Annotated in this window: 19 protein-coding genes; 7 read left to right on the forward strand and 12 right to left on the reverse strand. The window is 73.9% G+C overall.

Annotated features, from left to right (window positions below; translation table 11 throughout):
• The first annotated feature begins 52 nt into the window (after positions 1-52).
• Complete coding sequence (gene gcvT / locus O7618_RS02920) at positions 53-1,177, forward strand: glycine cleavage system aminomethyltransferase GcvT (protein ID WP_278104395.1); 1,125 nt, start codon at positions 53-55, stop codon at positions 1,175-1,177.
• Between the two features lie 48 nt (positions 1,178-1,225).
• On the opposite strand, the gene O7618_RS02925 is transcribed toward gcvT, so the two are convergent.
• The 4 genes from O7618_RS02925 to O7618_RS02940 all read right to left on the reverse strand — a co-directional run bounded on the left by O7618_RS02925 (position 1,226) and on the right by O7618_RS02940 (position 6,646).
• Entirely contained in the window at positions 1,226-2,518 is a 1,293-nt protein-coding gene (locus O7618_RS02925) for a DUF2314 domain-containing protein (RefSeq protein WP_278104396.1), read from the reverse strand.
• Positions 2,519-2,578: 60 nt separating this feature from the next.
• On the reverse strand, positions 2,579-3,352 hold the full coding sequence (locus O7618_RS02930) for an adenosylcobinamide-GDP ribazoletransferase (protein ID WP_278104397.1): 774 nt from the start codon (positions 3,350-3,352) through the stop codon (positions 2,579-2,581).
• Positions 3,342-5,306, reverse strand: a complete 1,965-nt coding sequence (locus O7618_RS02935) for a bifunctional adenosylcobinamide kinase/adenosylcobinamide-phosphate guanylyltransferase (protein WP_278104398.1) — start codon at positions 5,304-5,306, stop codon at positions 3,342-3,344. Before O7618_RS02935 ends, O7618_RS02930 begins: the two co-directional genes overlap by 11 nt.
• A gap of 851 nt (positions 5,307-6,157) precedes the next feature.
• The gene (locus O7618_RS02940; protein ID WP_278110240.1) at positions 6,158-6,646 is read right to left on the reverse strand and encodes a hypothetical protein; all 489 of its coding nucleotides are present in this window, start codon (positions 6,644-6,646) and stop codon (positions 6,158-6,160) included.
• A gap of 217 nt (positions 6,647-6,863) precedes the next feature.
• On the opposite strand from O7618_RS02940, the gene O7618_RS02945 reads away from it, so the two are divergent.
• On the forward strand, positions 6,864-7,139 hold the full coding sequence (locus O7618_RS02945) for a hypothetical protein (RefSeq protein ID WP_278110241.1): 276 nt from the start codon (positions 6,864-6,866) through the stop codon (positions 7,137-7,139).
• A 178-nt stretch (positions 7,140-7,317) separates the two neighbouring features.
• Here the strand turns inward: O7618_RS02945 and O7618_RS02950 are convergent, their stop codons facing one another.
• The 3 genes from O7618_RS02950 to O7618_RS02960 form a co-directional block, all read right to left on the reverse strand.
• Positions 7,318-7,923 carry a transposase gene (locus O7618_RS02950; protein WP_278104399.1) on the reverse strand — a complete coding sequence of 202 codons (606 nt, stop codon included), beginning with the start codon at positions 7,921-7,923 and terminating at the stop codon, positions 7,318-7,320.
• Positions 7,902-8,336: a winged helix-turn-helix domain-containing protein gene (locus O7618_RS02955; RefSeq protein ID WP_278104400.1), complete on the reverse strand. Its 435-nt coding sequence runs from the start codon at positions 8,334-8,336 to the stop codon at positions 7,902-7,904. The genes O7618_RS02950 and O7618_RS02955 overlap by 22 nt, the downstream gene beginning before the upstream one ends.
• Positions 8,337-8,424: 88 nt before the next feature.
• Complete coding sequence (locus O7618_RS02960) at positions 8,425-8,550, reverse strand: hypothetical protein (protein WP_278104401.1); 126 nt, start codon at positions 8,548-8,550, stop codon at positions 8,425-8,427.
• A gap of 447 nt (positions 8,551-8,997) precedes the next feature.
• Here O7618_RS02960 and O7618_RS02965 point away from each other — a divergent pair, with 447 nt between their 5' ends.
• Both O7618_RS02965 and O7618_RS02970 read left to right on the forward strand, forming a co-directional pair.
• On the forward strand, positions 8,998-9,198 hold the full coding sequence (locus tag O7618_RS02965) for a hypothetical protein (RefSeq protein WP_278104402.1): 201 nt from the start codon (positions 8,998-9,000) through the stop codon (positions 9,196-9,198).
• Positions 9,195-9,992, forward strand: a complete 798-nt coding sequence (locus O7618_RS02970; RefSeq protein ID WP_278104403.1) for a site-2 protease family protein — start codon at positions 9,195-9,197, stop codon at positions 9,990-9,992. Before O7618_RS02965 ends, O7618_RS02970 begins: the two co-directional genes overlap by 4 nt.
• Positions 9,993-10,039: 47 nt before the next feature.
• Here O7618_RS02970 and O7618_RS02975 read toward each other — a convergent pair whose 3' ends face one another.
• Positions 10,040-11,038: an aldo/keto reductase family protein gene (locus O7618_RS02975; protein WP_278104404.1), complete on the reverse strand. Its 999-nt coding sequence runs from the start codon at positions 11,036-11,038 to the stop codon at positions 10,040-10,042.
• A gap of 52 nt (positions 11,039-11,090) precedes the next feature.
• A complete protein-coding gene (locus O7618_RS02980; RefSeq protein WP_278104405.1) occupies positions 11,091-15,596 on the reverse strand; it encodes a WG repeat-containing protein in 4,506 nt (1,501 codons plus the stop codon).
• Positions 15,597-15,881: 285 nt separating this feature from the next.
• Between O7618_RS02980 and O7618_RS02985 the strand changes: the two genes are divergently transcribed.
• The 3 genes from O7618_RS02985 to O7618_RS02995 all read left to right on the forward strand — a co-directional run bounded on the left by O7618_RS02985 (position 15,882) and on the right by O7618_RS02995 (position 18,560).
• On the forward strand, positions 15,882-16,610 hold the full coding sequence (locus O7618_RS02985; protein ID WP_278104406.1) for an ABC-2 family transporter protein: 729 nt from the start codon (positions 15,882-15,884) through the stop codon (positions 16,608-16,610).
• Between the two features lie 154 nt (positions 16,611-16,764).
• On the forward strand, positions 16,765-17,577 hold the full coding sequence (locus O7618_RS02990) for an ABC-2 family transporter protein (RefSeq protein WP_278104407.1): 813 nt from the start codon (positions 16,765-16,767) through the stop codon (positions 17,575-17,577).
• On the forward strand, positions 17,574-18,560 hold the full coding sequence (locus tag O7618_RS02995) for an ATP-binding cassette domain-containing protein (RefSeq protein ID WP_278104408.1): 987 nt from the start codon (positions 17,574-17,576) through the stop codon (positions 18,558-18,560). The genes O7618_RS02990 and O7618_RS02995 overlap by 4 nt, the downstream gene beginning before the upstream one ends.
• A 20-nt stretch (positions 18,561-18,580) precedes the next feature.
• On the opposite strand, the gene O7618_RS03000 is transcribed toward O7618_RS02995, so the two are convergent.
• From O7618_RS03000 to nadA, 3 genes are all read right to left on the reverse strand, one after another.
• Entirely contained in the window at positions 18,581-19,189 is a 609-nt protein-coding gene (locus O7618_RS03000; protein WP_278104409.1) for a DUF3043 domain-containing protein, read from the reverse strand.
• Between the two features lie 69 nt (positions 19,190-19,258).
• A complete protein-coding gene (gene murA / locus O7618_RS03005; protein WP_347405357.1) occupies positions 19,259-20,614 on the reverse strand; it encodes a UDP-N-acetylglucosamine 1-carboxyvinyltransferase in 1,356 nt (451 codons plus the stop codon).
• A gap of 213 nt (positions 20,615-20,827) precedes the next feature.
• Positions 20,828-22,003 carry a quinolinate synthase NadA gene (nadA, locus tag O7618_RS03010; protein WP_278104410.1) on the reverse strand — a complete coding sequence of 392 codons (1,176 nt, stop codon included), beginning with the start codon at positions 22,001-22,003 and terminating at the stop codon, positions 20,828-20,830.
• Between the last annotated feature and the right edge of the window lie 16 nt (positions 22,004-22,019).

Below are 22,019 nucleotides of genomic sequence, written 5' to 3' on the forward strand. Positions count from 1 at the left end.
CGGGATCCCGCCGATGCTAACCACCGGGGCCCAGGCCGGTAAGTTGCCACCCATGACCGAGGTGACCTCCGACGCCGCCGAGACCCGGCTGCGCCGTTCCCCGCTGCACGAGCGACACACCGCGCTCGGCGCGAAGTTCGCCCCCTTCGGCGGCTGGCAGATGCCCCTGGAGTACGCCGGCGGCGGCGTGCTGAAGGAGCACACGGCCGTGCGTACCGCTGTGGGCGTCTTCGACGTCTCGCACCTGGGCAAGATCCGGGTCACCGGCGCCGGGGCGGCGGACTTCGTCAACGCCTGCCTCACCAACGACCTCGGCCGGATCGCGCCCGGCCAGGCGCAGTACACGCTCTGCTGCGACGACGCGACCGGCGGCGTGGTCGACGACATCATCGCCTACCTGCACGCCGACGATCACGTCTTCCTGGTGCCCAACGCGGCGAACACCGCGGAGGTGGCCCGCCGGCTGCGCGCCGCCGCGCCGGGCGGCGTGACCGTCGCCGACGAGCACGAGGCGTACGCGGTGCTCGCGGTCCAGGGGCCGGGCTCGGCGGACCTGCTCGCCGCGCTCGGGCTGCCCACCGGGCACGACTACATGAGCTTCTCCACCGCGACCCTGGCCGGGGTCGAGCTGACCGTGTGCCGGACCGGTTACACCGGCGAGCTGGGCTACGAGCTGGTCGTGCCGGCCGAGCACGCGGTGGCCGTCTGGGACGCGATCTTCGCCACCGGGGCCGACGTGCGCGCCTGCGGCCTGGCCGCGCGGGACACGCTGCGCACCGAGATGGGCTACCCGCTGCACGGGCAGGACCTCTCCCTCGACATCACCCCGGTGCAGGGCCGCTCCGGCTGGGCGGTGGGCTGGGACAAGCCGGCCTTCTGGGGCCGGGACGCGTTGCGCGCCGAGAAGGCCGCCGGCCCGGCCCGTACGCTGCGTGGCCTCACCGCGGTCGACCGGGCCATCCCGCGCCCCGGCATGACCGTGCACGCCGGCGACCGGCAGGTCGGCGTGGTCACCAGCGGCACGTTCAGCCCGACGCTCAAGCACGGCGTCGCGCTCGCCCTGATCGACACCGACCCGAAGCTGCCCGACGGCGAGGAAGTGGAGGTGGACATCCGGGGCCGCCGCGCCCGGATGCGGATGACGAAGCCGCCGTTCGTCCAGCCCTCGGTCCGCTGAGCCGCCCGGGTCAGTCCTCGCGCAGGCGCTCGGGTTGAGCCGCCCGGGTCAGTCCTCGCGCAGGCGCTCGCCGGCGTCGAGGACGGCCTGGGTCCAGCCGCCCTCCAGCACGCCGGTGCCGTCCAGGACGGCCCAGTCGACCACGTCGGACGCCTCGACGACGACCGGGGAGCCGATCCGCACGCTCGGGTCGCTGTTGGCGTCGGTGGCGCTCGCGCCGACGATCCGCTCCGGGGCGTCCCACGACGTCACGCCGGCCCAGACGTACTCCGGGCCCTCGTCGCCGGGCAGGCCGTACTTGACCACGAGCTGGCTCTCGTCCGGCAGCCCGCCGGCCAGGAACCGGGCCCGGATGTCGCCGAGCGACTCCCGGGCGGTCGCCACCGCCCGACTCATCGCGTCACCGGTGCGGGTGTAGCGGACGTCGGGCTGGATGCCGTTGAACAGCGTCGCGCACGCGGCGGCGAAGTAGCGGCCGGGCGGCCCCGGGTGACCGGCCGGCGGGTTCAGGCTGAGGAACGAGTCGGCGTCCGGGTCGGTGGCCGGGTCCAGCTCCAGGCGCAGCAGCACCGGCGCCGTCGCGCCGTGCTGCTCCGGATTGCCGTACGCGACCGCGATGTCGTGCCCGGTCACCGTGGCCAGCACCGGGAGCTGCACGAACGCGGGCACCTCCTCGCCGGACAGCCCGTCGGTCCAGTCCCGCAGCAGCCGCCGGGCCGCCCCGGTCATCACCGCGCCCCAGGCCCGGGTGAGATGGTCCGGCACGCCCTGCGCCTGCAACTCCAGCAGCCCGAACCGGCGCAGCCCCTTGGTGGTGAACCAGAGGCCGTCGGCGTCCGAGGAGTAGGGCACCAGCACCCAGTCGACCAGCCGGATCCGGCCGTGCTCGTCCGGCAGCGAGCGCAGCGCGGCGGCCGGGTCGAGGAACTGGAGCCCGAACACGTCGACCACGTCCCCGCCGACCGTCTCGGCCACCGCCGCGGCGACCGCCCGGGCCGCCCACTCGTGCGCCGGCGGCCAGCCCGGCCGGTATTCGGCCTGCACCACCACCAGGTGGGTGGCGGCGGCCAGCCGGGCCAACTGCTCCTCGGTCGCCCCGAACGCGGCGAGCAGATCCGGCGGCAACTCGGGGAACTCGTCGACGGTGCGGGTGTCCACGCTCATCAGGGGGCTGTCCAGCATCTGCTTGGCCAGCCCGTGCACGGGCGCGGCCAGCCGCCCGGCCAGCCCCTCCACCGCCGTCTTCGGGCTGACCCGTGGCAGCCCCTCGATCGGCACCAGGTAGGTCGCGTCGAGCGACTCCGGCACCGGTACGGGCAGGAAGTCGTCCGTGATCAGCATCCGTCCCCCTCGACCGCGCCGTGCACTCACCCGAACGCTACCCGCCCGAGCGGGTGACGATCAGCCGGTCAGCACCAGTCCCAGGTAGGACAGCGTGGTGACGACCTCCACCAGGGCGCCGAGGACGTCGCCGGTGATGCCGCCGAAGCGGCCTACCAGGTGCCGCAGGAGCCCGGCCGCGACGGCGAGCGCGGCGAGCACGGCGAGCGGCCCCTGCCACGGGCGGCCCGGCACCGCGGGCGCGGCCAGCAACGCCACCGCGAGCGCGCCGAGCGTCAGGGCGCCCCACCCCACCGTCCCGGCCACCAGCGCGCCCAGCCCGTCCGGCCGGGCCGCCGGCACGCCGCGGCGGCAGGCCAAACCGGCGGCCAGCCGCCCGGTCGCGGTGGCCGCGACCACCGCGGCGAGCGCGGCCGGCGCGTCCCGCCCGGCCAGCTCCGCCAGCACGGCGGTCTGGAGCAGGAGTACGACCACCAGCGCGACCACCCCGAACGGGCCGACGTCCGGCTGTTTCATGATCTCCAGCGCGGCCGGTCCCCGCCGGTAGGAGCCGAGCGCGTCCACGGTGTCGGCCAGCCCGTCCAGGTGCAGGCCCCGGGTGAGCAGCGCGCCGAGCCCGACCGTGACCCCGGCCGCGACCAGCGGTGGGGCGAGCGCCCCGGTCACCAGCAGCGCCCCGCCGAGAACCCCGCCGAGCAGCGCGCCGACGGCCGGGGCCAGTGCCATCGCGGTGCCGGCCGTGGCCCGGTCGACCCGGCCGGCGCGCACCGGCGCGGTGGTGAACGTGGTCAGCGCCAGCCGGACGCCGTCGGCGAGCCGGGGCTCAGTCGGCACGGCGGCCGGGCGACACCGGCTCGTCGGAGCCGACGGTGGCGGGCCCCGGCCCGGCGGGCTCCGGTTCGGCGAAGTCCGGCTCGTCCGCCGGTCCGGCCGGCCCGGGCCCGGGGTGGCTCCCGTCCTCGCCGCCGCCCAGGGACGGGTGCGTCGGCAGGCTGGCGGCGAGCGTGAGCGCCGAGCGCAGCAGCGGCAGGGCGGCCAGCGCGGTCGCGCCCTCGCCCAGGTCGAGGCGGAGATCCAGCAGCGGCGTCAGGCCGAGCACGTCGGCGGCGAGCCGCACGCCGGGCCGGCCGCCATGGTCGGGCAGCAGGCACCAGTGCCGGGCCTGCCCGGCCAGGTCGCGGCTGACCATGCCGGCGGCGGTGCCGACCGGGCCGTCCAGCAGCACGGGGACCCGCCGGGCGGTGGCCCCGAGCAGCACGCCGGTGGCCATCGCGATGTCGCCGCCGCCCAGCTCGGCCAGGATGTCCTTGGCCTCACGGGGGGAGCGCCGGGTGCGGTGCAGCGCGTCCCGCACGGCCGCGCAGCGGACCATCCAGGCGTTGTCGTCGATCTCGCCCTGCTCGGTCACCACCCGGCCGAGCACCGCCGGCGGTTCCGCGCCGGCGGTGGCCGCCAGCACCGCCGCGGCGGCCGCCTCGGCGCCGGCCCCGCAGGCCGCCAGCACCAGCAGCTGTACGCCGGCGTCGGCGGCCTGCTCGGCCAGTCGCCAGCCGTAGCGCAGCGCCGACTCGACCTGGTCGGCGTCGAGCGCCGGGCCGTCCTCGAACGCCGCCGACCCGGGGGCCTCGACCACCTGGAGACTGGCGCCGTTCTGGGCCGCCAGCCGGGCCAGCGCGCCCTGCCCGGCGCGGGCCTGTCGGGCCCGCCGGGCGGACTCGCCGGGCACCGCGCCGGCGGACGCCCCGCCGGCGTGGTCGCCGTGCAGCAGCAGCACCCGGACCTCGTCCCAGGGTCGGGGGGTCGCGGTGCCCTGGGTGGCGGCGGCGAAGCCGACCACCTGTTCCAGCACGCCGAGGCCGGCGCCGGGGAGGTCCAGGGTGGCGAGCCGGTCGACCGCCTGCGGGCCGGTGTAGTCGTCCGGCATCGGCAGTTCCATGCCGGGCTGGATGACCAGGCCGGTGGCGATCATCGGCAGAGCCATGGTGGGCGCCGCCCAGTCCCCGCCGCCGGCCGTGCCGCCGCCCGGCGCGGCCGGCGGCGGCGTCGCGGCGGGAGTGAGCACCTCCGGCAGCGGCGCGTCCGGCGCGACGCTTCCCGGTCGACGCCCGGTGGACGTGGTCGACCGGTCCGTCCCGGCCCACGCCGGCGTGCCGGCCTGGTCGAGGTCGGCCGGCGTGCCGTGGCCCGGCTGCGGTGCGGCGTGGGCGGGCGGCGCGGCGTGGACGGGCGGTGCCGGAGCGGCGGTGGGCTTGAGCCAGGCGGTCTGCCCGGCGACCACGAGCACGACCGCGTCGCAGGCGTCGGCCACCGCGCGGTTTGTCGCGCCCAGCGCGTCGGTGAACGCCCGGCCCAGCGGCGTGGTGGGCACCAGCGACAGCCCGACCTCGGGGCTGACCAGCACCAGCCGCGCCTCGCTGGCCCGCACCGCCGAGGCCAGCTCGGCGATGGTGGCGGTGTCGTCGGCCGGCTGGTGGGTGGGGTCGAGCAGCACCGTCACCCAGCCGCCCAGGTCGTCCACGAGCAGCGTGTCGTGCGGGCCGGCGGCGGTGATCACCTCGGCCAGCCGGCCCGGGTCCGCCGCCGTCTCCTCGGTGGTCCAGCTCCCCGGCCGTCGGGCCCGGTGCGTGGCGAGGCGGGCCGCCCACTCGGTGTCGTCCGGGTCACCGGCGGGGGCGGTGGCCACGTAGCGGACCATGGGCGCGTCGGCGACCAACGACTCGGCGAACCCGGACTTGCCGGAGCGGATACCGCCGAGCACCAGGAGGGTGTGCCACCCGTCAACGGACATGCCCGTACCTTAGTTCGCTCGCTTGGAGTATGGGCACGGCGGCCCAGCCGCTCTGAGGATCGAGACTCCGAAGCGAGTCCGGTGCACTGTCACCGACTCGGCACCGCGCGGACGCCCCCTCTGGGGGTATTGCTCGTCTAACTGATCGCAGACTTGAGCAATAGAGGAGCGGGCTTTGTGCACCGCCTATGAAGTGGACCAGCGCCAGTACCCATCAGCCCTGAGTCGGCGGCTGCGGCTAAACCCCTACGGGACGGTTGCGGGTCGCCTCGTGGCCGGGAGTCGCGCCGGAGCCTTCTGAGCCACTACGCGTGGAGCCAGGCGGGCCGGAGGCACCTCGACACGGATACCCGCCCGCATCACGTACAGCTCGCGCTTGGCGATGGCCTCACCCCTGGGGCCGAGCACGTACCCGTCAGCCACATCCAGCCGTTGTACGGGTCGATCTCACCGACTGACACGAGCCGGACCCGCAGCGCCCGGTTGCCGCCGAACTGAGGTGAGCAGTCACGCCCGATCAGCAGCACGTCTCCCGGCTTGAACGGGAGCTTGGGTTCAGTCATGAGGGCCAGTGCCCCCGGTTGATCGGAATGCGGTGACGCACGCGGCAGGGCAGCTCCGACCCGCACCGGCAGACCCGACGCCACCGTGCCCAGCTCCACACCGGCCGATGGCGACGCGCGAACGTCAGCGCGGTAGTCAGCAGGTATTCGTCGTACGACGGCACTACACGCCCTCGCCGTCAAGTAGGGGGCGTGCTGGCCTGGCGTCGTTCCACAAGCGGACCAACACGCCCGCGCTTGACGTTAGGGAGCGACTACAGAGAGTGGCGTAACGGCCAGTTACCAGTCCTAGACGGGCTCGCCGTTGGGAGCGAGCGGGTCAATGTTGAGGCGGGTGGCCAGGTCCCGGAGCTGGTCAGATCCGCCTCGGGTGCGGGAATCCCTGACCATCTGACCCACGATCTCCCGTACGGTCGGGCGGGACCGAAGCTCACTCTTGGACACCTGATCCGCCGTCAGGAACTGGCGTACCGCGCCTTCACTGTCACCGGCCAGGTACAGCCCTCGGCCAGCGCCGATGTGGAGGTGGGCGAGACGCTGGCGCGTCCGCAGCGCCGTCCGGTCGACGCGACGGGCGTACTCCGGTGCCCGCTCGGGCTCGCCGTTCTCCAAGGCGATGTTGACGCGCCACACGCCGACGTTGGCGGGCGTGAACTCCATCCGCCACGGGTCCGAGCCGGTGAGCTGCGCGACCCGCTCTGCCTCTGCGAAGTGGGCGGATGCCTCCTCGGCCTGGTCGAGCGACGCGGCAGTCAGGGCGGCTTGAAGCTGATGCATCCCGTAACCAAGTGCGGGCCTCGTCCGTCTCGGGCGCGTCACCGATCGCGTCGGCAGCAGCTCCGGCGACCGCCAGAGAGCGCCGGCGGCCACCCGCCGTGCCCGAGGCTAGGGCGGTCTGGGCTGAAGCGAAGTCGGCCGCAGCGGAGCTGATCGGGTCGCCGAGGAGCTGTGCGGCGAGCTGCGCCCGCTCGGCGAGCCGGGCCGATAGGTCTACGTGACCGAACGGCTTGATGGTGAGGGCGGCACACACCGACGCGCGGACGAACTGGGTCAGTCCCTCGCGCTCGGTGCGCTTGTGGCCGTTGGCGAGTCGGCGGGACTCCCCGACGATCACCGGCAGGAGCTGAGCCAACGTCTCATAGTCACAAGCCATGCGCGCGGCGAGCGCCTGATCCACGAGCGCCGTCAACCGGGCCAGCTCGACTGGCGTTGCCGTCTCCGGCTCATCATCGAGCGCGCCCCGGAGCGCTGGCACTGCCGAGTAGATTGACAGCTCATGCCGGTCGCGCGGCTCTTGGGGCTGGCCGAGGAGATCCGTGGGGCTGACGCCGATGGCCGCTGCCAGCTCATAGAGCAACGATCGCTTGGTGACGGGACGGTGCCCATTCTCGATCATGGAGATGTACTCGCGGGATTTCCCCACCCGGTCGGCTACAGATCTTGAATGGTCAGGTTGTGTCGGGTTCGAGGGTCAGGCCGGTGTGAGCGAGGAACCCGTCGAGTAGGTCGGGTCGGTACTGGATGCTCTTGAGCCGATTCTTGATGATCGCAAGGAGGTGGTCGACGCCGGTGACGGCGAGGTTGCCGATGCTGCGTTTCAGGTGAGACCAGACGCCCTCGGTCGGGTTCAGGTCGGGGGCGTAGGCGGGGAGCCGAATGACGTGGAGCCAGTCCCGGGCGTTGATCATCTGCCGCATGGCGGCGGAGACGTGGGTGTTCAGGTTGTCCCAGACGCACACGATCGGGCCGCCGAGCTGCTGGTGGGCGGCGTCGAGCAGGGCGATGTAGTCGCGTTCGCTGAAGCTGCGTCGTTCGTTCTTGCGGCCGCGGTGCACGATCGTGCGGTAGATCAACCGGGACCGTTCGCCGGGCCGGTAACAGGTCAACCCGGCGATCGACACGCGACCGGACCCCTTGCCGGACACCGGGACGACCGGGGTGCGGCCGCGTCGGCCCCAGGTGCGGGCCTTCGGAGGGCGCAGCGTCTGACCGGCCTCGTCCTCGAAGACCAGCCACGCCTGTCGCTGCGCCGCTACCGTTTTCCCGCCGGCCACGTCTCCCGCCGCCAGGTGGTAATCGCGGCCTCGTCGCGCTCGACCGCGCGGTGCTTGGGCACCTGCACCGACCAGCCCAGCCGGTACATCACATTCGCGGTGCCACGCAGCGTGTACCGGACGCGGAACATCCGGGCGATCAGGTCCGACACCCGCGCCAGGGTCCACCGCTGATCGACACCGAACCCGTGCGCCGCCGGACCCTCGTCCAGGGCGTCGGCCAGGCGCCGCAGCCGGGCCTCATCCAGGCGGCACCGAGACCCGCCAGGTCCCTTCGAGGCAAGGGCATCCTCGCCGCCGGCCTTCCACCGCTTGCGCCATCCGTACACCGCGGTCTGCGACACCCGCAGCCGGCGCGCGATTTCCGGCACCGACACGTCCTGGGCGAACCACCCGGCCGCCTGCCGCCGCACCGCCTCACGCTTTGCCCGCCCCCGCGCGGACAATCCACCTCCATCGGGATACCTCATCATCCCGGCCTACGCCTCCGCGCCACGAAGATCACGCCGACACGCCGAACCACAGTGGACAAACCTGGCCGTTCAAGATCTGTAGCTCCTGCTGCGTCAATCCGGCGATGTCCCGCCAGTTCGCCACGCGGAACCCGATCCACTGTTCGCTGCGCATGAGGCGTTCCCTCCCGCTCGGGTGCACTCCTGTTCGAACGTACCCCGTAAGCGGTGCATTCCCCTACGTAGCTGATGCCCGTTTCGCTGAGGCGGAAAGTCCGGGGAGAGCCCGGGGGGGTGTCGACGTTTGCCCTGCTAGAGATGAGGACAAAGCGCCGGATAGATCACCAGAAGCAGCCTCTGAGCTGCGGAAACACCAGAGGTCAAACACGCGACCAGCCCGAAGGTGGCAGGCCCGGAAACCCGATTTTCCTCACTGGAACTATCCGTACCTTAGTTCTCCCGTCGTCGTGCCACCTCACCCCCTCCCGACCGTGATCTTGCCGTTCCGCACCGGCCGTGATCGGCATGATCCATGTGGCGGCGGGCCGTCGCCCGGCGGGCCGACTAGGCTTGCGAGGGTTTCCGGCCCTGCGGGGCGACGGCGGCGAGGGGGAGACGCGGCATGGCGTGGAGCTGGCGGTACGAGGGCACGAACGGCGACCGGGTCGACGGGCCAGGCGAGTCGTTCACGAGTCAGGCGGACGCCGAGTCGTGGATCGGCCAGACCTGGCGGGACCTCGCGACGTCCGGCGTCACCTCCGTCGCGCTGGTCGAGGACGACCGGGTGGAATACCGGATGAGCCTGCAGCCTCCGGCCGAATGACCGGCTACGACCGCCCGGGCGACCCGCTGGTCCTCGGCGTGCCCCGGGCGGCGTTCCGGCCGAGTCCGATCTTCCTGGCCCTGGTCGCGCTCTTCGTGGCCGGCGGCGCGATGACCTGGCACGGGTTCGGCAACGTCCGGTTCGACGTGTTCCTCTTCGTGGTCTCCGGCTGGCTGGTCTCGCTCTGCCTGCACGAGTACGCGCACGCCGTGGTCGCCTACCGGGCCGGCGACCGGGACATCGCCCACCGCGGCTACCTGACGCTCAACCCGCTGAAGTACACCAGCCCGCTGCTGTCGATCGTGCTGCCGGTGGTCGTGGTGCTGCTCGGCGGCATCGGCCTGCCCGGCGGCGCGGTCTGGGTGGACCGGCACGCCATTCCCGGCCGGCTGCGGCACACCCTGGTCAGCCTGGCCGGTCCGGCCACCAACGTGCTGTTCACGCTGGTGCTGGTGGTGGCCGTGACCTGGGGGCCGGCGCGGGGTGGGCCGCTGGAGTTCTGGGCCGGCGTCGGTCTGCTCGCGTTCCTCCAGCTCATGGCGAGCGTGCTCAACCTGCTGCCGGTGCCCGGGCTGGACGGCGGCAACATGATCCAGCCCTGGCTCAGCCCCGCCTACCGGCGGATGTACGACCTGTTCGCCCCGTACGGATTCATCCTGCTCTTCGCGCTGCTGTGGAGTCCGCAGATCGGCGGCGTGTTCTTCGGCGCGGTCTTCGCGGTCGGCGACGCGCTCGGCCTCCCGCCCGATCTCTACCGCCTCGGGCTCTACCTGATCCGCTTCTGGCAGGGCTGACCCGGCTCTCCCCGGGCCGGCGACGCCGGCCCGGGGAGAGCCGGGCGTCACGGACGCTGCGCCGGGCTCTCGGTCTTCGCCGGGTCCCGCTCGGTCACCGGCTCGACGATCTCGTCGATCGCCTTGAGCAGGCCGGCGTCGAGCTTCACGCCGGCCGCCTTCACGTTGTCGTGCACCTGCTCGGGCCGGGACGCGCCGATGATGGCCGAGGCGACGTTCGGGTTCTGCAGCACCCAGGCGACGGCGAGCTGCGGCATGGTCAGCCCGGCCTGCTCGGCGATCGGCTTGAGCTGCTGCACCCGGGTGAGCACGTCGTCGGTGAGCCACCGGGCGATGAAGTTCGCGCCGGACTTTTCGTCGGTGGCGCGGGAGCCGGCCGGCGGCGGCTGACCGGGCAGGTACTTCCCGGAGAGCACGCCCTGCGCCATCGGCGACCAGACGATCTGGCTCACGCCCAGGTCCTCGCTGGCCGGGATCACCTCGGTCTCGATGACCCGCCACAGCATCGAATACTGTGGCTGGTTGGAGATCAGCGGGATGCGCAGCTCGCGGGCGAGCGCGTGCGCCTCGCGCAGCTGCGCCGCCGTCCACTCGGACACGCCGATGTAGTGCGCCTTGCCGGAGTGGACGACGTCGGCGAACGCCTCCATGGTCTCCTCCAGCGGCGTGCTGACGTCGTAGCGGTGGGCCTGGTAGAGGTCGACGTGGTCGGTCTGCAGGCGGCGCAGCGAGCCGTCGATCGACTCCATGATGTGCTTCCGGGACAGGCCGCGGTCGTTGCGGCCCGGGCCGGTCGGCCAGTACACCTTGGTGAAGATCTCCAGCCCCTCGCGGCGCTCGCCCTTCAGCGCCCGGCCGAGCACCGACTCGGCCTGGGTGCCGGCGTAGACGTCGGCGGTGTCGAAGGTGGTGATGCCGCTGTCGAGGGCGGCCCGGACGCAGGCGACCGCGGCCTCCTCCTCGACCTGCGAGCCGTGGGTGATCCAGTTGCCGTACGAGATCTCGCTGACCAGCAGGCCGGAGCGGCCCAGGTGTCGGAATTCCATGCCCCGACCCTAGCCCCGCACGGCGCGGAGCACCCGTCGTGACTCCCCGCCCTCAGAGCACCGGGCTGGTGTCGGCGAGCAGCCGGTCGATCTCCGCGGCCACCGCGGCGCGGCTCGGGTGCACCGGGTCGATCAGCGGCTCGCCGCGGCGGTCCAGCGCACCCCAGCGGCCCGTCTCGGTGGTGACCAGGAACGCCACCGGATGGATCACCAGCGTCGGGTACGCCGGCGCCACCAGCGCCCGCCCGCCCCGGTCCACCACGCCCCGGCGCCCGGCCAGCTCCACCACGGCCAACCCGTCGGCGGTGAACCCGTCCAGGTGCCGGCCGTCGGCCAGCGGCGCGCCGAGCCGGTGGTAGCGGGTGGGCACCACGACCGTGCCGGAGCGGTCCACCGCGCCCCAGCCGCCGTTCTGGCGCACCGGGGCCAGGCCGTTGCGGAACGGCCGGACCTCCTCGTACCCGGGCGGGATCTTCACGATGTTCATCCTATCGACGGCCATCCACCGGCCCTTGCCGTCCATGGACACCCACGACAGCCCGTCGGCGAAGGCGCCCACCGCGCGGTAGCCGTTGTTCGCCTCGATCAACGCCGCCCCGGTGGTGTCGATCAGCGCCCAGCGGGACGCCTCGGGCATGCGCACCCAGGCCAGCCCCTCGTGGAACGGCTGCGCCTCGGCGTACCGGTGCGCGATGACCAGCTCGCCGTCAGCGTCCGCGTACCCCCAGAGCTGGTGCTCGTCGTCGAACGTCGCCACCGGGTAGCGCGGCGTGCCGAGCACCTCCTCCCGGCCGCGGGGCGGCGGCCCGAAACCGCTGCTCGCGGCCCGCGCCGCGACCGCGTCCAGTGCCGTCCCGGTCCTGTCGTTCAGCGCCGCGTCCGCACCCTGCCGCAGGTCCAACGCCCGCTCGAAGTGCACGCACGCCTCGGTCAGCCGACCCTGGTCGTAGCAGGAGCGCCCGGCGTGCTCGTGCAGCAACGCGCGCAGCCGGTCGGGCAGCTCCGGCGAGTTCGCCTCGGCGAAGAGCCGGTCGGCCTCCGCGTGCTCACCCCGCCAGCGCAGCACCTCGGCGAGGCGCGCGCGGGCCAGCGAGGTCCGCCGTAACTCGCCGGTGGCCTCGGCGTACGTCAGCGCCAGCCGCGCGTCGGCGACCGCGTCGTCCAGCTCGCCGAGGACCCGCGACGCGACCGACCGCAGGCTCAGCAGCCGGGCCCGGCTGCGGTTGTCCAGCGCGCTGCCGAGCTTGCCGGTGAGGCCGTCCCGGATCTGGCGCAGCCGCGCCGGATCGGGCGCCTCCTCGCGCAGCGTCTCCGGGTGCAGCCGCCACTCGATCGCGGCCAGGGCCTGCTCCGGGTCCAGGACCGGGCGCGCCGGGGCCGCCTCGTCGTCCGGCACGTCCGCCGCCGCCGATTCCGGGGTACGCGGACGCGGCGGGCCGTCACCCCCGGCGTCGCGGCTCGGCCCCCCGTCCGTCGGCGTGGCTCCGGTGCTGTCGCTGGTCGCCTCACCGGTCGGTGTGCGTTCGGCGTCGCGGCTCGCCACCTCACGTGCCGGTGTGACCCTGGCCGGCGCGGTCGGCGTCGGACCGGGCGTCCCGGTCCCGCTCCGGTCGACGGGCACCGGGTCGGCGGAACGCGACTCGGCATGCTGATCGTCCGTCGAATGACCTTCGGCGCTGATCGCCTCGACCGAGGTTTCTTCGATGACTGTGCCGCCGCCCGCGTCCGCCCCGGCGACGGTCACACCGCTCGGGTCCGCTCCGGCCGCTCCGGCGTCAACCGTTCCGGGCGCCGTGGGTGCCGCGTCGTCCGGCTCGGACCGGGCCGGCGCCGGACCGGCCCCACTCGGCACGGTCACCGTCGTGGTCCACTGCGACGCGGCCGATGTCGCGTCGTCCGGTGTGGCGCCGGCCGGGCCCGCCGCGCTACCGACGGAGAAGGCGCTTCCGACGGGAGCCCCGCTGGTCGGATCCGCCGGGCCCGGATCCGCCCCGGCCGGGATCTCGTTGCCCGGGCCCGGTTCCTGCCGCGCCACCGGAGCCGGGCCGCTCGGGGCGTGGTCGCTCGGGGTGCCGCTCGGGACGTGGCTGGTCGGCGCGGTGTGCGCTCCGGCGGCGGACCGGACCGCATCCGCCGGCGCCGGCCCGTCGAGGTCGGGTCGGTCGGTGGCAGCCGTCGCCGCCGCCAGGAACGGGGCCGGTGCCCCACCCGGACGCGAAGCCGCCGACGCCGGGCCGCCCGTGGCCGACGATCCGGGCTCGGCGGCTGCCGGTGAGACACCCACCGGCACCTTGTCGTCGGCGACCGTGCCGGCCTCCTCGCCGACGGCCGCGCCAGGTGTCCGGTCCGTGGCGGCGACGGCGTCGCGTGGCGCCTGGCCGGCCGTCTCGTCACGGCCGGCGGGATCGCTCACGCCCCGGCCGTCGACCGCGACGGGTACGTCCCGACCGGTGTCGCGTCCGGCTGCGTCCGGCCGCTGATCCCCGGTCGGTGCCCCCGTGGCTGCCGGGTCGACCGGTGCCGTCACCGAACTGGACGAGGACGACGGCCGTGCTGCCGGTGACGCGACGGCCGACGGTGCCGGCGTGGTGGCGGCCGACGGTGCCGGCACGGTGGGGGACGGCGCCGGCGTGGTGGCGGCTGACAGTGCCGGCACGGTGGGGGACGGTGCCGGCGTGGTGGCGGTCGACGGTGCCGGCACGGTGGGGGACGGTGGCTGGGAAGTCGTCGCTCCGGTGAGCGGTGACTGCGGCGGCGTGCCGTCCGAACGGGCGGCCGGCACGGGCGGCCGGGGCTCGGCCGGCGGGCGTGCTTCCGGTGCGTCCGCTCCGGCCGGCGCCGCTCCGGTGACGGGTACCGGTGACGCGGCTTCGGCGGCCGGCACCGGCGTGTCCGCGCGGCCCCCGTGCTCCCCGGCCGTCGACGGCGCGGCGGCGCCGGTCGCCGCCGTTCCCCGGCCGTCGAAAGCCCGGGCTCCGGCGTCCGCCTCCGGTCGCCGGGTCGGTTCGGTGGTCTCCGCGGGCGCGGGGCGATCGGCGGGATCGGCGGCATCCGGTGCGACGCTCCGGCCGCCCGTGGTGGCGGCCGAATCGTCCGCGTCACCAGGTTTGTAGTGGCTGTCGACGGGCCGCCCGGGCCCCACGGACACGCCCGGACCGACAGGTGTGCCCGGAACGGCCGCCGGCTCGCGGGTGCCGTCGGCCGACGCCACCTGACCGGGCGGCGTGAGCGGCCCGACCCGCGGCGGTCGGACCTCCGGGGGACCGGTTCGGGTCGGCTGGGCCGGGCCGTGCTCGGGTGCCCGGGCCGGGGCAGGGCCGGGATAGGCCGGCGGTGCCGGGCGTCGGACCTCGTCGTACCGGTCCGGTCCCGGGGCTGCCGGGCGTCGTGGCTCGTCGGGTCGGGCGGACCACCGCTCCGGCCGGGGCCGGTACTCGGGGGGCGCGGCGGAGTCCGCCCGGCGCCCGTCCCACTCGGGCCGGCGCCGGCCCGGTTCCGGGCGAGCGCCGGTCGAGGGCGGCCGGCCGTCCTGCGACTCCGGGCGGCGGCGTTCGTCGGGCCGGTAGGCGGCCGGCTCGGTGCGGGATCGCCGCTCGATCAGCGGCCACTCGCCCTGCGGCGGGTAGGGCCGGTCGCGCTGACCGTCCCACCGCTGGTCGGGCGGGCTCGGGGTGCCGTACCGATCGGTTTCGGCGCGCTGCGGGGCGCGGCCGTGCCCGGGGGCCGGACGCTGGACGTCGGCGGGTGTGGACGCCTCCCGGCCCGGCGCGCGGTCGTCCCATCGGCCGGTGGCCGGCTCGCGCCGGTCGGCGTGCGGGCGCGGGCCCGGATCACGCCAGCCGTCCCGGCGCGGCTCGACGTGGGTGGGCCGTCGCTCCGGATAGCCGTCGGGCTCGGGATCCCGCCAGCTGTCGACGTACGGCCCGTGCGGCTCGTCGGGGGTGAGCCCGCGACGATCGTCGGGCGGCGTGGGCTCGCTCCGCCCGTCGGGCGGCGGGCTCCACCGGACGCGGGCGGTGGCCTCGCGCCCGTTCGCCGCGGCGGGGCGGTCGCCCGTCGGGCGGCGGCGCTCGGACCAGCCCGGGGCGGGGCGCGGGGCCTCGTTCGGCTCCGGCGCCCAGCCCGGCTCGATCGGCGCGGAGCGGTAGGTGGCGCCCCCGGGGCGGGTCCAACGCTGATCGAGACGCTCAGGTGGGGCCTGGTGGCCGCGCGGGTGCCGGCCGTCCGGGCCAGCGGGGCTGATCGGGTAAGTCTCCGCGGCGGCGGGGCTGATCGGGTACGTCTCCGGGCCGGCCGGGCTGACCGGGTACGTCCCGCGCGGGCTCGCCGGGCTCACCGGGTACGCCGGGCTCACCGGGTACGCGTCGTCGGGCGCCGGGCTGACCGGGCGCACCTCGGCGCGGCCGACCACGGACCGCCGACGCGGTGGGGGGGTCAGGTGTTCCAGGCCGATGTCGCCCGGGTAGCGCTGGCCGGGAAACTGCGGCTCCCACTCGTGGGTGGGCGCGAGGGCCCAGGCCGGTTCGGCCGGCTCACGCCAGCTGCCCCAGCCACTCATCGACAGCCCTTCCCGCCGGTCGCGCGGCGCGGCCCCGGAACCGGCTCGCGTCGCTCACTCACGGCGGTGTCACCTCGTTGAAAATTGTCGCGCCGGAGCGCCGGACGTGCCGGTAGAGTCGCCCGGTCCGGCACGTCTTGCCTGCGGAAGGAGGGTAACGGCGTGGGCTCGGTCACCGCCACTGTGGCACCACCCACGGGCGCACACGTTACCCCATGGTTTCGGACATTCGGCGCGTTAGTGGCGGCCGGCTTCCGTCGGCACGCGACCTACCGCCAGGTGGCCGTGGCCGGCGTCGTGACCAACACCGTCTTCGGCTTCCTGCGCTGCTACATCTTCCTCGCCGCCACCGACGCGGCCGGCAGGGTCGCCGGCTACGACCGGGCCCAGCTCGGCACGTTCGTCTGGGCCGGGCAGGGGCTGCTGGCGGTCATCGCCATCTGGGGTTGGACGGAGCTGGCCCATCGGATCCGAACCGGCGACGTGGCCACCGACCTGCTACGGCCGGTACATCCGGTGACCAGCTATCTCGCCGCCGACCTGGGCCGGGCCGGGTTCGCCGCGCTCGCCCGGCTGGTGCCCCCGCTGGTGGTCGGCCCGCTCTTCTTCCCGGTCCACGTGCCGCGGCACGCGGTCACCGTGCCGCTTTTCCTGCTCTCCGCGGTGCTCGCCGTGGTCGTCTGCTTCGGCTGCCGCTACCTGGTCAACGCGACCGCCTACTGGTTGCAGGACGTCCGGGGTCCGATGATCCTCTGGACGCTGGGCTCCGGCGTGCTGGCCGGGCTCTACTTCCCGCTCGGCTTCCTGCCCGGCCCGGTGGAGGCGACCCTGCGGTACGCCACCCCGTTCCCCAGCCTCCTCCAGGTCCCGCTGGACGTGCTGGTCGAGCGGGAGTCGACGGCCACCGGTGTCGGCCTGGTCGGGTTGCAGCTCGGCTGGGCGGTGTTGCTGCTGGCGCTGTGCCGGCTGGTGCAGCGCCGTGCCGAGCGCCGGCTGGTGGTCCAGGGTGGCTGAGCACGGCAGTGCGCGCAGGGTGGCTGAGCACGGCAGTGCGCGCAGGGTGGCTGAGCACGGCAGTGCGCGCAGGGTGGCTGAGCACGGCAGTGCGCGCAGGGTGGCTGAGCACGGCAGTGCGCGCAGGGTGGCTGAGCACGGCAGTGCGCGCAGGGTGGCTGAGCGTGGGGGCGCGCTGCGGGCGTACCGGTCGTTGCTCGGCGCGCAGGCGCGCTCGCAGACGGCCTACCGCACGTCGTTCGTGGTGGACCTGGTCGGCAACCTCGGGGCGACCGTGTTCGACGTGGTCACCGTTCTGGTGATCTTCGGCGTGACCCGTGAGCTGGGTGGCTTCACGCTGCGTGAGACGCTCGTCGTGGTGGGGTTGTCGACGGGCGGGTTCGCCGCCGCCGACCTGCTCGTCGGCAACATCGAACGGCTGCCGCAGTACGTCCGCACCGGCCTCTTCGACGCGGTGCTGGTGCGCCCGCTCGCCGCGCTGCCCCAGCTGCTGCTGATGGACCTGCCGCTGCGCAAGGTGTCCCGGGCGGTGTTCGGGCTGGCCGTGCTCGGGTTCGCGCTCGCCTCGGCCGGGATCGACTGGACTCCGGGCCGCGTCGCGCTGGCCGTCGTCGCCCCGCCGGCCGCGGTGGTCTTCTTCGCCTCGGTCTTCGTCACCACCGCCACGGTGTCGTTCTACTGGGTCGACTCGGGAGAGCTGGCCAATTCGGTCACCTACGGTGGGCGCGACTTCACCGCGTACCCGATCACCGTCTACGGCGGCTGGTTCCGCGCGCTGTTCGCGTACGGGATGGGGTTCGCGTTCGTCAGCTATCACCCGGCGCTGGCGCTGTTGGGCCGCGCCGACCCGCTCGGCCTGCCGCCCTGGGTGGGGTGGGCCGCGCCGGGCGTCGCGGTGGTCGCCGCGACGGTCGCCGCCCTGGCCTGGCGGGTCGGGATCCGTCACTACCGGAGCACGGGGTCATGAGCGTCATCGAGATGGACGGCCTGCGCAAGGAGTTCACGGTTCGGGTCCGGGCCGGACGGCTGCGCCGGGTGAAGCGGACGGTGACCGCTGTCGACGGTGTCGACCTGCGGGTGGAACGCGGCGAGATGCTCGGCTACATCGGCCCGAACGGCGCCGGGAAGTCGACCACGCTGAAGATGCTCACCGGCGTGCTGACGCCGTCGGCCGGCCGGGCGGAGGTCTGCGGGCTGCGTCCGGTGGCCGACCGGACCCGGCTCGCGCTGCGCGTCGGGGTGGTCTTCGGGCAGCGGTCCCAGCTCTGGTGGGACCTGCCGCTGCGGGACTCGTTCGACCTGCTGCGGCACGTCTACCGGGTGCCGGCCGCCGCGCACGCCGCCCGGCTGGCCCGCTGCCGGGGCCTGCTCGACCTGGACGGGTTCCTGGACACCCCGGTCCGGCAGCTCTCCCTCGGCCAGCGGATGCGTGGCGAGCTGACCGCGGCGCTGCTGCACGGCCCGGAGGTGCTCTTCCTGGACGAGCCGACCATCGGGCTGGACGTGGTCAGCAAGCAGGCGGTCCGGGGGTTCCTGGCCGAGCTGGGCCGGGCCGGCGACACCACGCTGGTGCTCACCACGCACGACCTGGCCGACATCGAGCGGCTCTGCCGCCGGCTGGTGGTCATCGACCACGGGCGGGTGGTGCACGACGGTTCGATCGGCGAGCTGCACCAGCGGTACGGGTCGCGTCGGATGGTGGTCGCCGAGCTGGACGCCGCGCTGGCCGAGCCGCCGGCGCCGCCCGGCGCGCCGCTGCACCGGGTGGAGGCGGACGGGCGCCGGCTGGTCTTCGCGTTGGAGTCGGCGAGCGTCGCCGAGGTGGTGGCCGGCCTGGCCGGGCTGGCGACGCTGCGGGACGTCTCGATCGTCGAGCCGGACATCGAGGAGGTCGTCGCCCGCCTCTACCAGAGCGAAAGGAAGGGCCCCCTCTTAACGCCTGGCGTATAGGAAGGGGCCCCGCTTAACACTCAGACCTTCTCGCCGATGGCGACCCGGGGGGCGGGGGCGCGCATCTTGCGGAACGTGATCGACCGCATGATCGCGTAGAAGTAGAGCGAGCCGAGCTTCTCGGTGCTCTTCGGGAAGCGCTCCCGGACCAGCTTCTTGATCTTTCGGCTGATCAGCACCGAGTCGACGAGCACACCGAGGGCCAGCGCGCCCCAGAGCAGGTTCGACAGCAGCCGCACGATCGGCGGCATGGCCTGGTTGGAGCCGACCAGCACGATCAGCGCGCCGCCGAAGAACCAGGTGCCGATCGTGCGCCGGGAGTCGACCACGTTGCGGGCCAGCAGCCGCTCCGGGCCCCGGTCGCGCGGGCCGCCCTCGCGGCGGAACTCGGCCGCGGACTCGGCGCGCGCCGCGCGGCGCTGCTCCCGGGCCTCCTCCTTGGTCAGCGCGCGGGCCGGCGCGGTCGGCCGGCGACCGGCGGCCGGACGCTTCGGGGTGGTCACCCCGAGCTCCTTCTTGCTGGGCGTGTAGCCCCGCGGGCGGGCGGCGGCGGACTCCTCGTCGGTCGTCACCGTGGTGACGGAATCCTCGACGAGGTCGGCGGGCTTGCGACGAAACAGCGACGGCACGTCGGCAAGGGTAGCCAAACGGTCGAGCCCGGCGCACATCGCGGTGCGCCGGGCTCGGAGAACGGTGGGTCAGGGACGCTCGACGTGCGCGCCGAGGTCCGACAGCTTGGCCTCGAAGTCCTCGTAGCCGCGGTTGATCAGGTCCACGCCGTACACCCGGGAGGTGCCCTCGGCGGCGAGCGCCGCGATGAGGTGGCTGAACCCGGCGCGGAGGTCCGGGATGACCAGGTCGGCCGCGTGCAGCTTGCTCGGGCCGGCGATCACCGCGGAGTGCTTGAAGTTGCGCCGGCCGAAACGGCACGGGGTGCCGCCGAGGCAGTCCCGGTAGACCTGGATGTTCGCGCCCATCGTGTTCAGCGCCTCGGTGTAGCCGAGCCGCTGCTCGTAGACCGTCTCGTGGACGATCGACAGGCCGCGGGCCTGGGTGAGCGCGACCACCAGCGGCTGCTGCCAGTCGGTCATGAACCCGGGGTGCACGTCGGTCTCCAGCGCCACCGCGTTCAGCTCGCCGCCCGGATGCCAGAACCGGATGCCGCCCTCCTGGCCCGGGTCGCCGAGCTTCGGCGGGCGGGCGTCGGTGACCTCGTACTCGCCGCCGACGGAGCGGAAGATGTTCAGGAACGTCATCATGTCGGCCTGCTGCGCGCCGAGCACCTCGACGTGCCCACGGGTGGCCAGCGCGGCCGCCGCCCAGCTCGCCGCCTCGATCCGGTCCGGGATCGGCCGGTGGGTGTAGCCGTGCAGCTTCTTGACGCCCTGGATCTCGATCACCCGGTCGGTGTGGACCTTGATGATCGCGCCCATCTTCTGCAGGATGCAGATCAGGTCGATGATCTCCGGCTCGACGGCCGCGTTGCGCAGCTCGGTGACGCCCTCGGCCATCACGGCGGTGAGCAGCACCTGCTCGGTGGCGCCGACGCTCGGGTAGGGCAGCGCGAACTTCGTGCCGTGCAGCCCGTTCGGGGCGGACAGGTGCAGGCCCTCGGGGGTCTTGTCGACGGTCGCGCCGAACTCGCGCAGCGCCTGCAGGTGGAAGTCGATCGGGCGGGGGCCGATGTGGCAGCCGCCCAGGTCCGGGATGAACGCGTGGCCGAGCCGGTGCAGCAGCGGACCGCAGAACAGGATCGGGATCCGGCTGGACCCGGCGTGCACGTTGATCTGGTCGGTGCTGGCGCTCTCGACGTTCGACGGGTCGAAGACCAGCCCGCCGTCCTCGCCGCCGTCGGTCACCTTCACCCCGTGCAGGCCGAGCAGCCCGCGGACCACCTCGACGTCACGGATGCGTGGCACGTCGAACAGTCGGCTGGGTGTGTCGCCGAGCAGGGCGGCGACCATCGCCTTGGACACGAGGTTCTTCGCGCCGCGCACGCGGATCCGCCCTTCGAGCGGAGTGCCTCCGTGTACGACCAGGACGTCGTCGGTCAACGCAACCTCCAGCGCGTTGGGTGCTGCCGTGTAGGTGAGGGCTACGATGTCGCATCGCTACCCGGATCGCGGCCATGGGAAAACCGGCACGCGTGTGTCGTCGCCCCGGCAGCATAGCCCTCCGTGACGAAAATGGAATCGGTCACATCACCAGGCAGGGCACGAACCGGGGATTCCGGTGCGTTTCCGTGCCAGTCAGGTGACCGACGGTGATCAAGCGCCCGGCAGGGCGAGCATCTGATCCAGCGCCGCCCGGGCGTGACCGGCGGTCTGCGGGTCCACCGTGATCTGGTTGACCACCCGGCCGGCGACCAGCTCCTCCAGCGCCCACACCAGGTGCGGCAGGTCGATCCGGTTCATGGTCGAGCAGTAGCAGACCGCCCGGTCGAGGAACATGATCTGCTTGTCCGGGTGGGCCAGCGCGAGCCGGCGGACCAGGTTCAGCTCGGTGCCGACCGCCCAGGCCGAGCCGGCCGGCGCCGCCTCGATGGTCTTGATGATGAACTCGGTGGAGCCCACCAGGTCGGCGGCCGTGACCACCTCGTGGCGGCACTCCGGGTGCACCAGGACGTTGACGCCGGGCACCCGCGCGCGCACGTCGTTCACACTCTCCAACGTGAATCGGCCGTGCACCGAGCAGTGCCCCCGCCACAGGATCATCTTCGCGGCCCGGAGCTGCTCGGCGGTGAGCCCGCCGTTCGGCTTGTGCGGGTCCCAGAGCACGCAGTCGTCGAGCGAGAAGCCCATCTCCAGCACCGCGGTGTTGCGGCCCAGGTGCTGGTCGGGCAGGAACAGCACCTTGCGGCCCTGCTCGAACGCCCAGTCCAGGGCCCGCTTGGCGTTCGACGAGGTGCAGACCACACCGCCGTGCCGGCCGACGAAACCCTTGATGTCGGCGGACGAGTTCATGTAGGTCACCGGGACGGTGTCCGCCGCCACACCCGAATCGGTCAACGCGTCCCAGGCCGCCTCGACCTGCGACAACACCGCCATGTCGGCCATCGAGCAGCCGGCCGCCAGGTCCGGCAGGATCACCTTCTGCGCGTCGCTGGTGAGAATGTCCGCGCTCTCGGCCATGAAGTGCACGCCGCAGAAGACGATGTATTCCGCGTCCGGGCGGGCCGCCGCCTCCCGGGCCAGCTTGAACGAGTCGCCGGTCACGTCGGCGAACTGGATCACCTCGTCGCGCTGGTAGTGGTGGCCCAGCACGAACACCTTCGTGCCGAGCGCGGCCTTCGCCGCGGCCGCGCGGGCCACCAGATCGGGGTCGCTCGGCGCGGGGAGGTCACCCGGACACTCCACGCCACGCTCGGTGGCGGGGTCGCTGCCACGGCCGAGGAGCAGCAGCGCGGTGGCGGTGTTGGAGGGCTCAACCCAGGTCGAAGTCACGCCCCCATGGTCCCAC

The sequence above is a fragment of the Micromonospora sp. WMMD980 genome, from assembly GCF_029626035.1.
Classification (GTDB): Bacteria; Actinomycetota; Actinomycetes; order Mycobacteriales; family Micromonosporaceae; genus Micromonospora.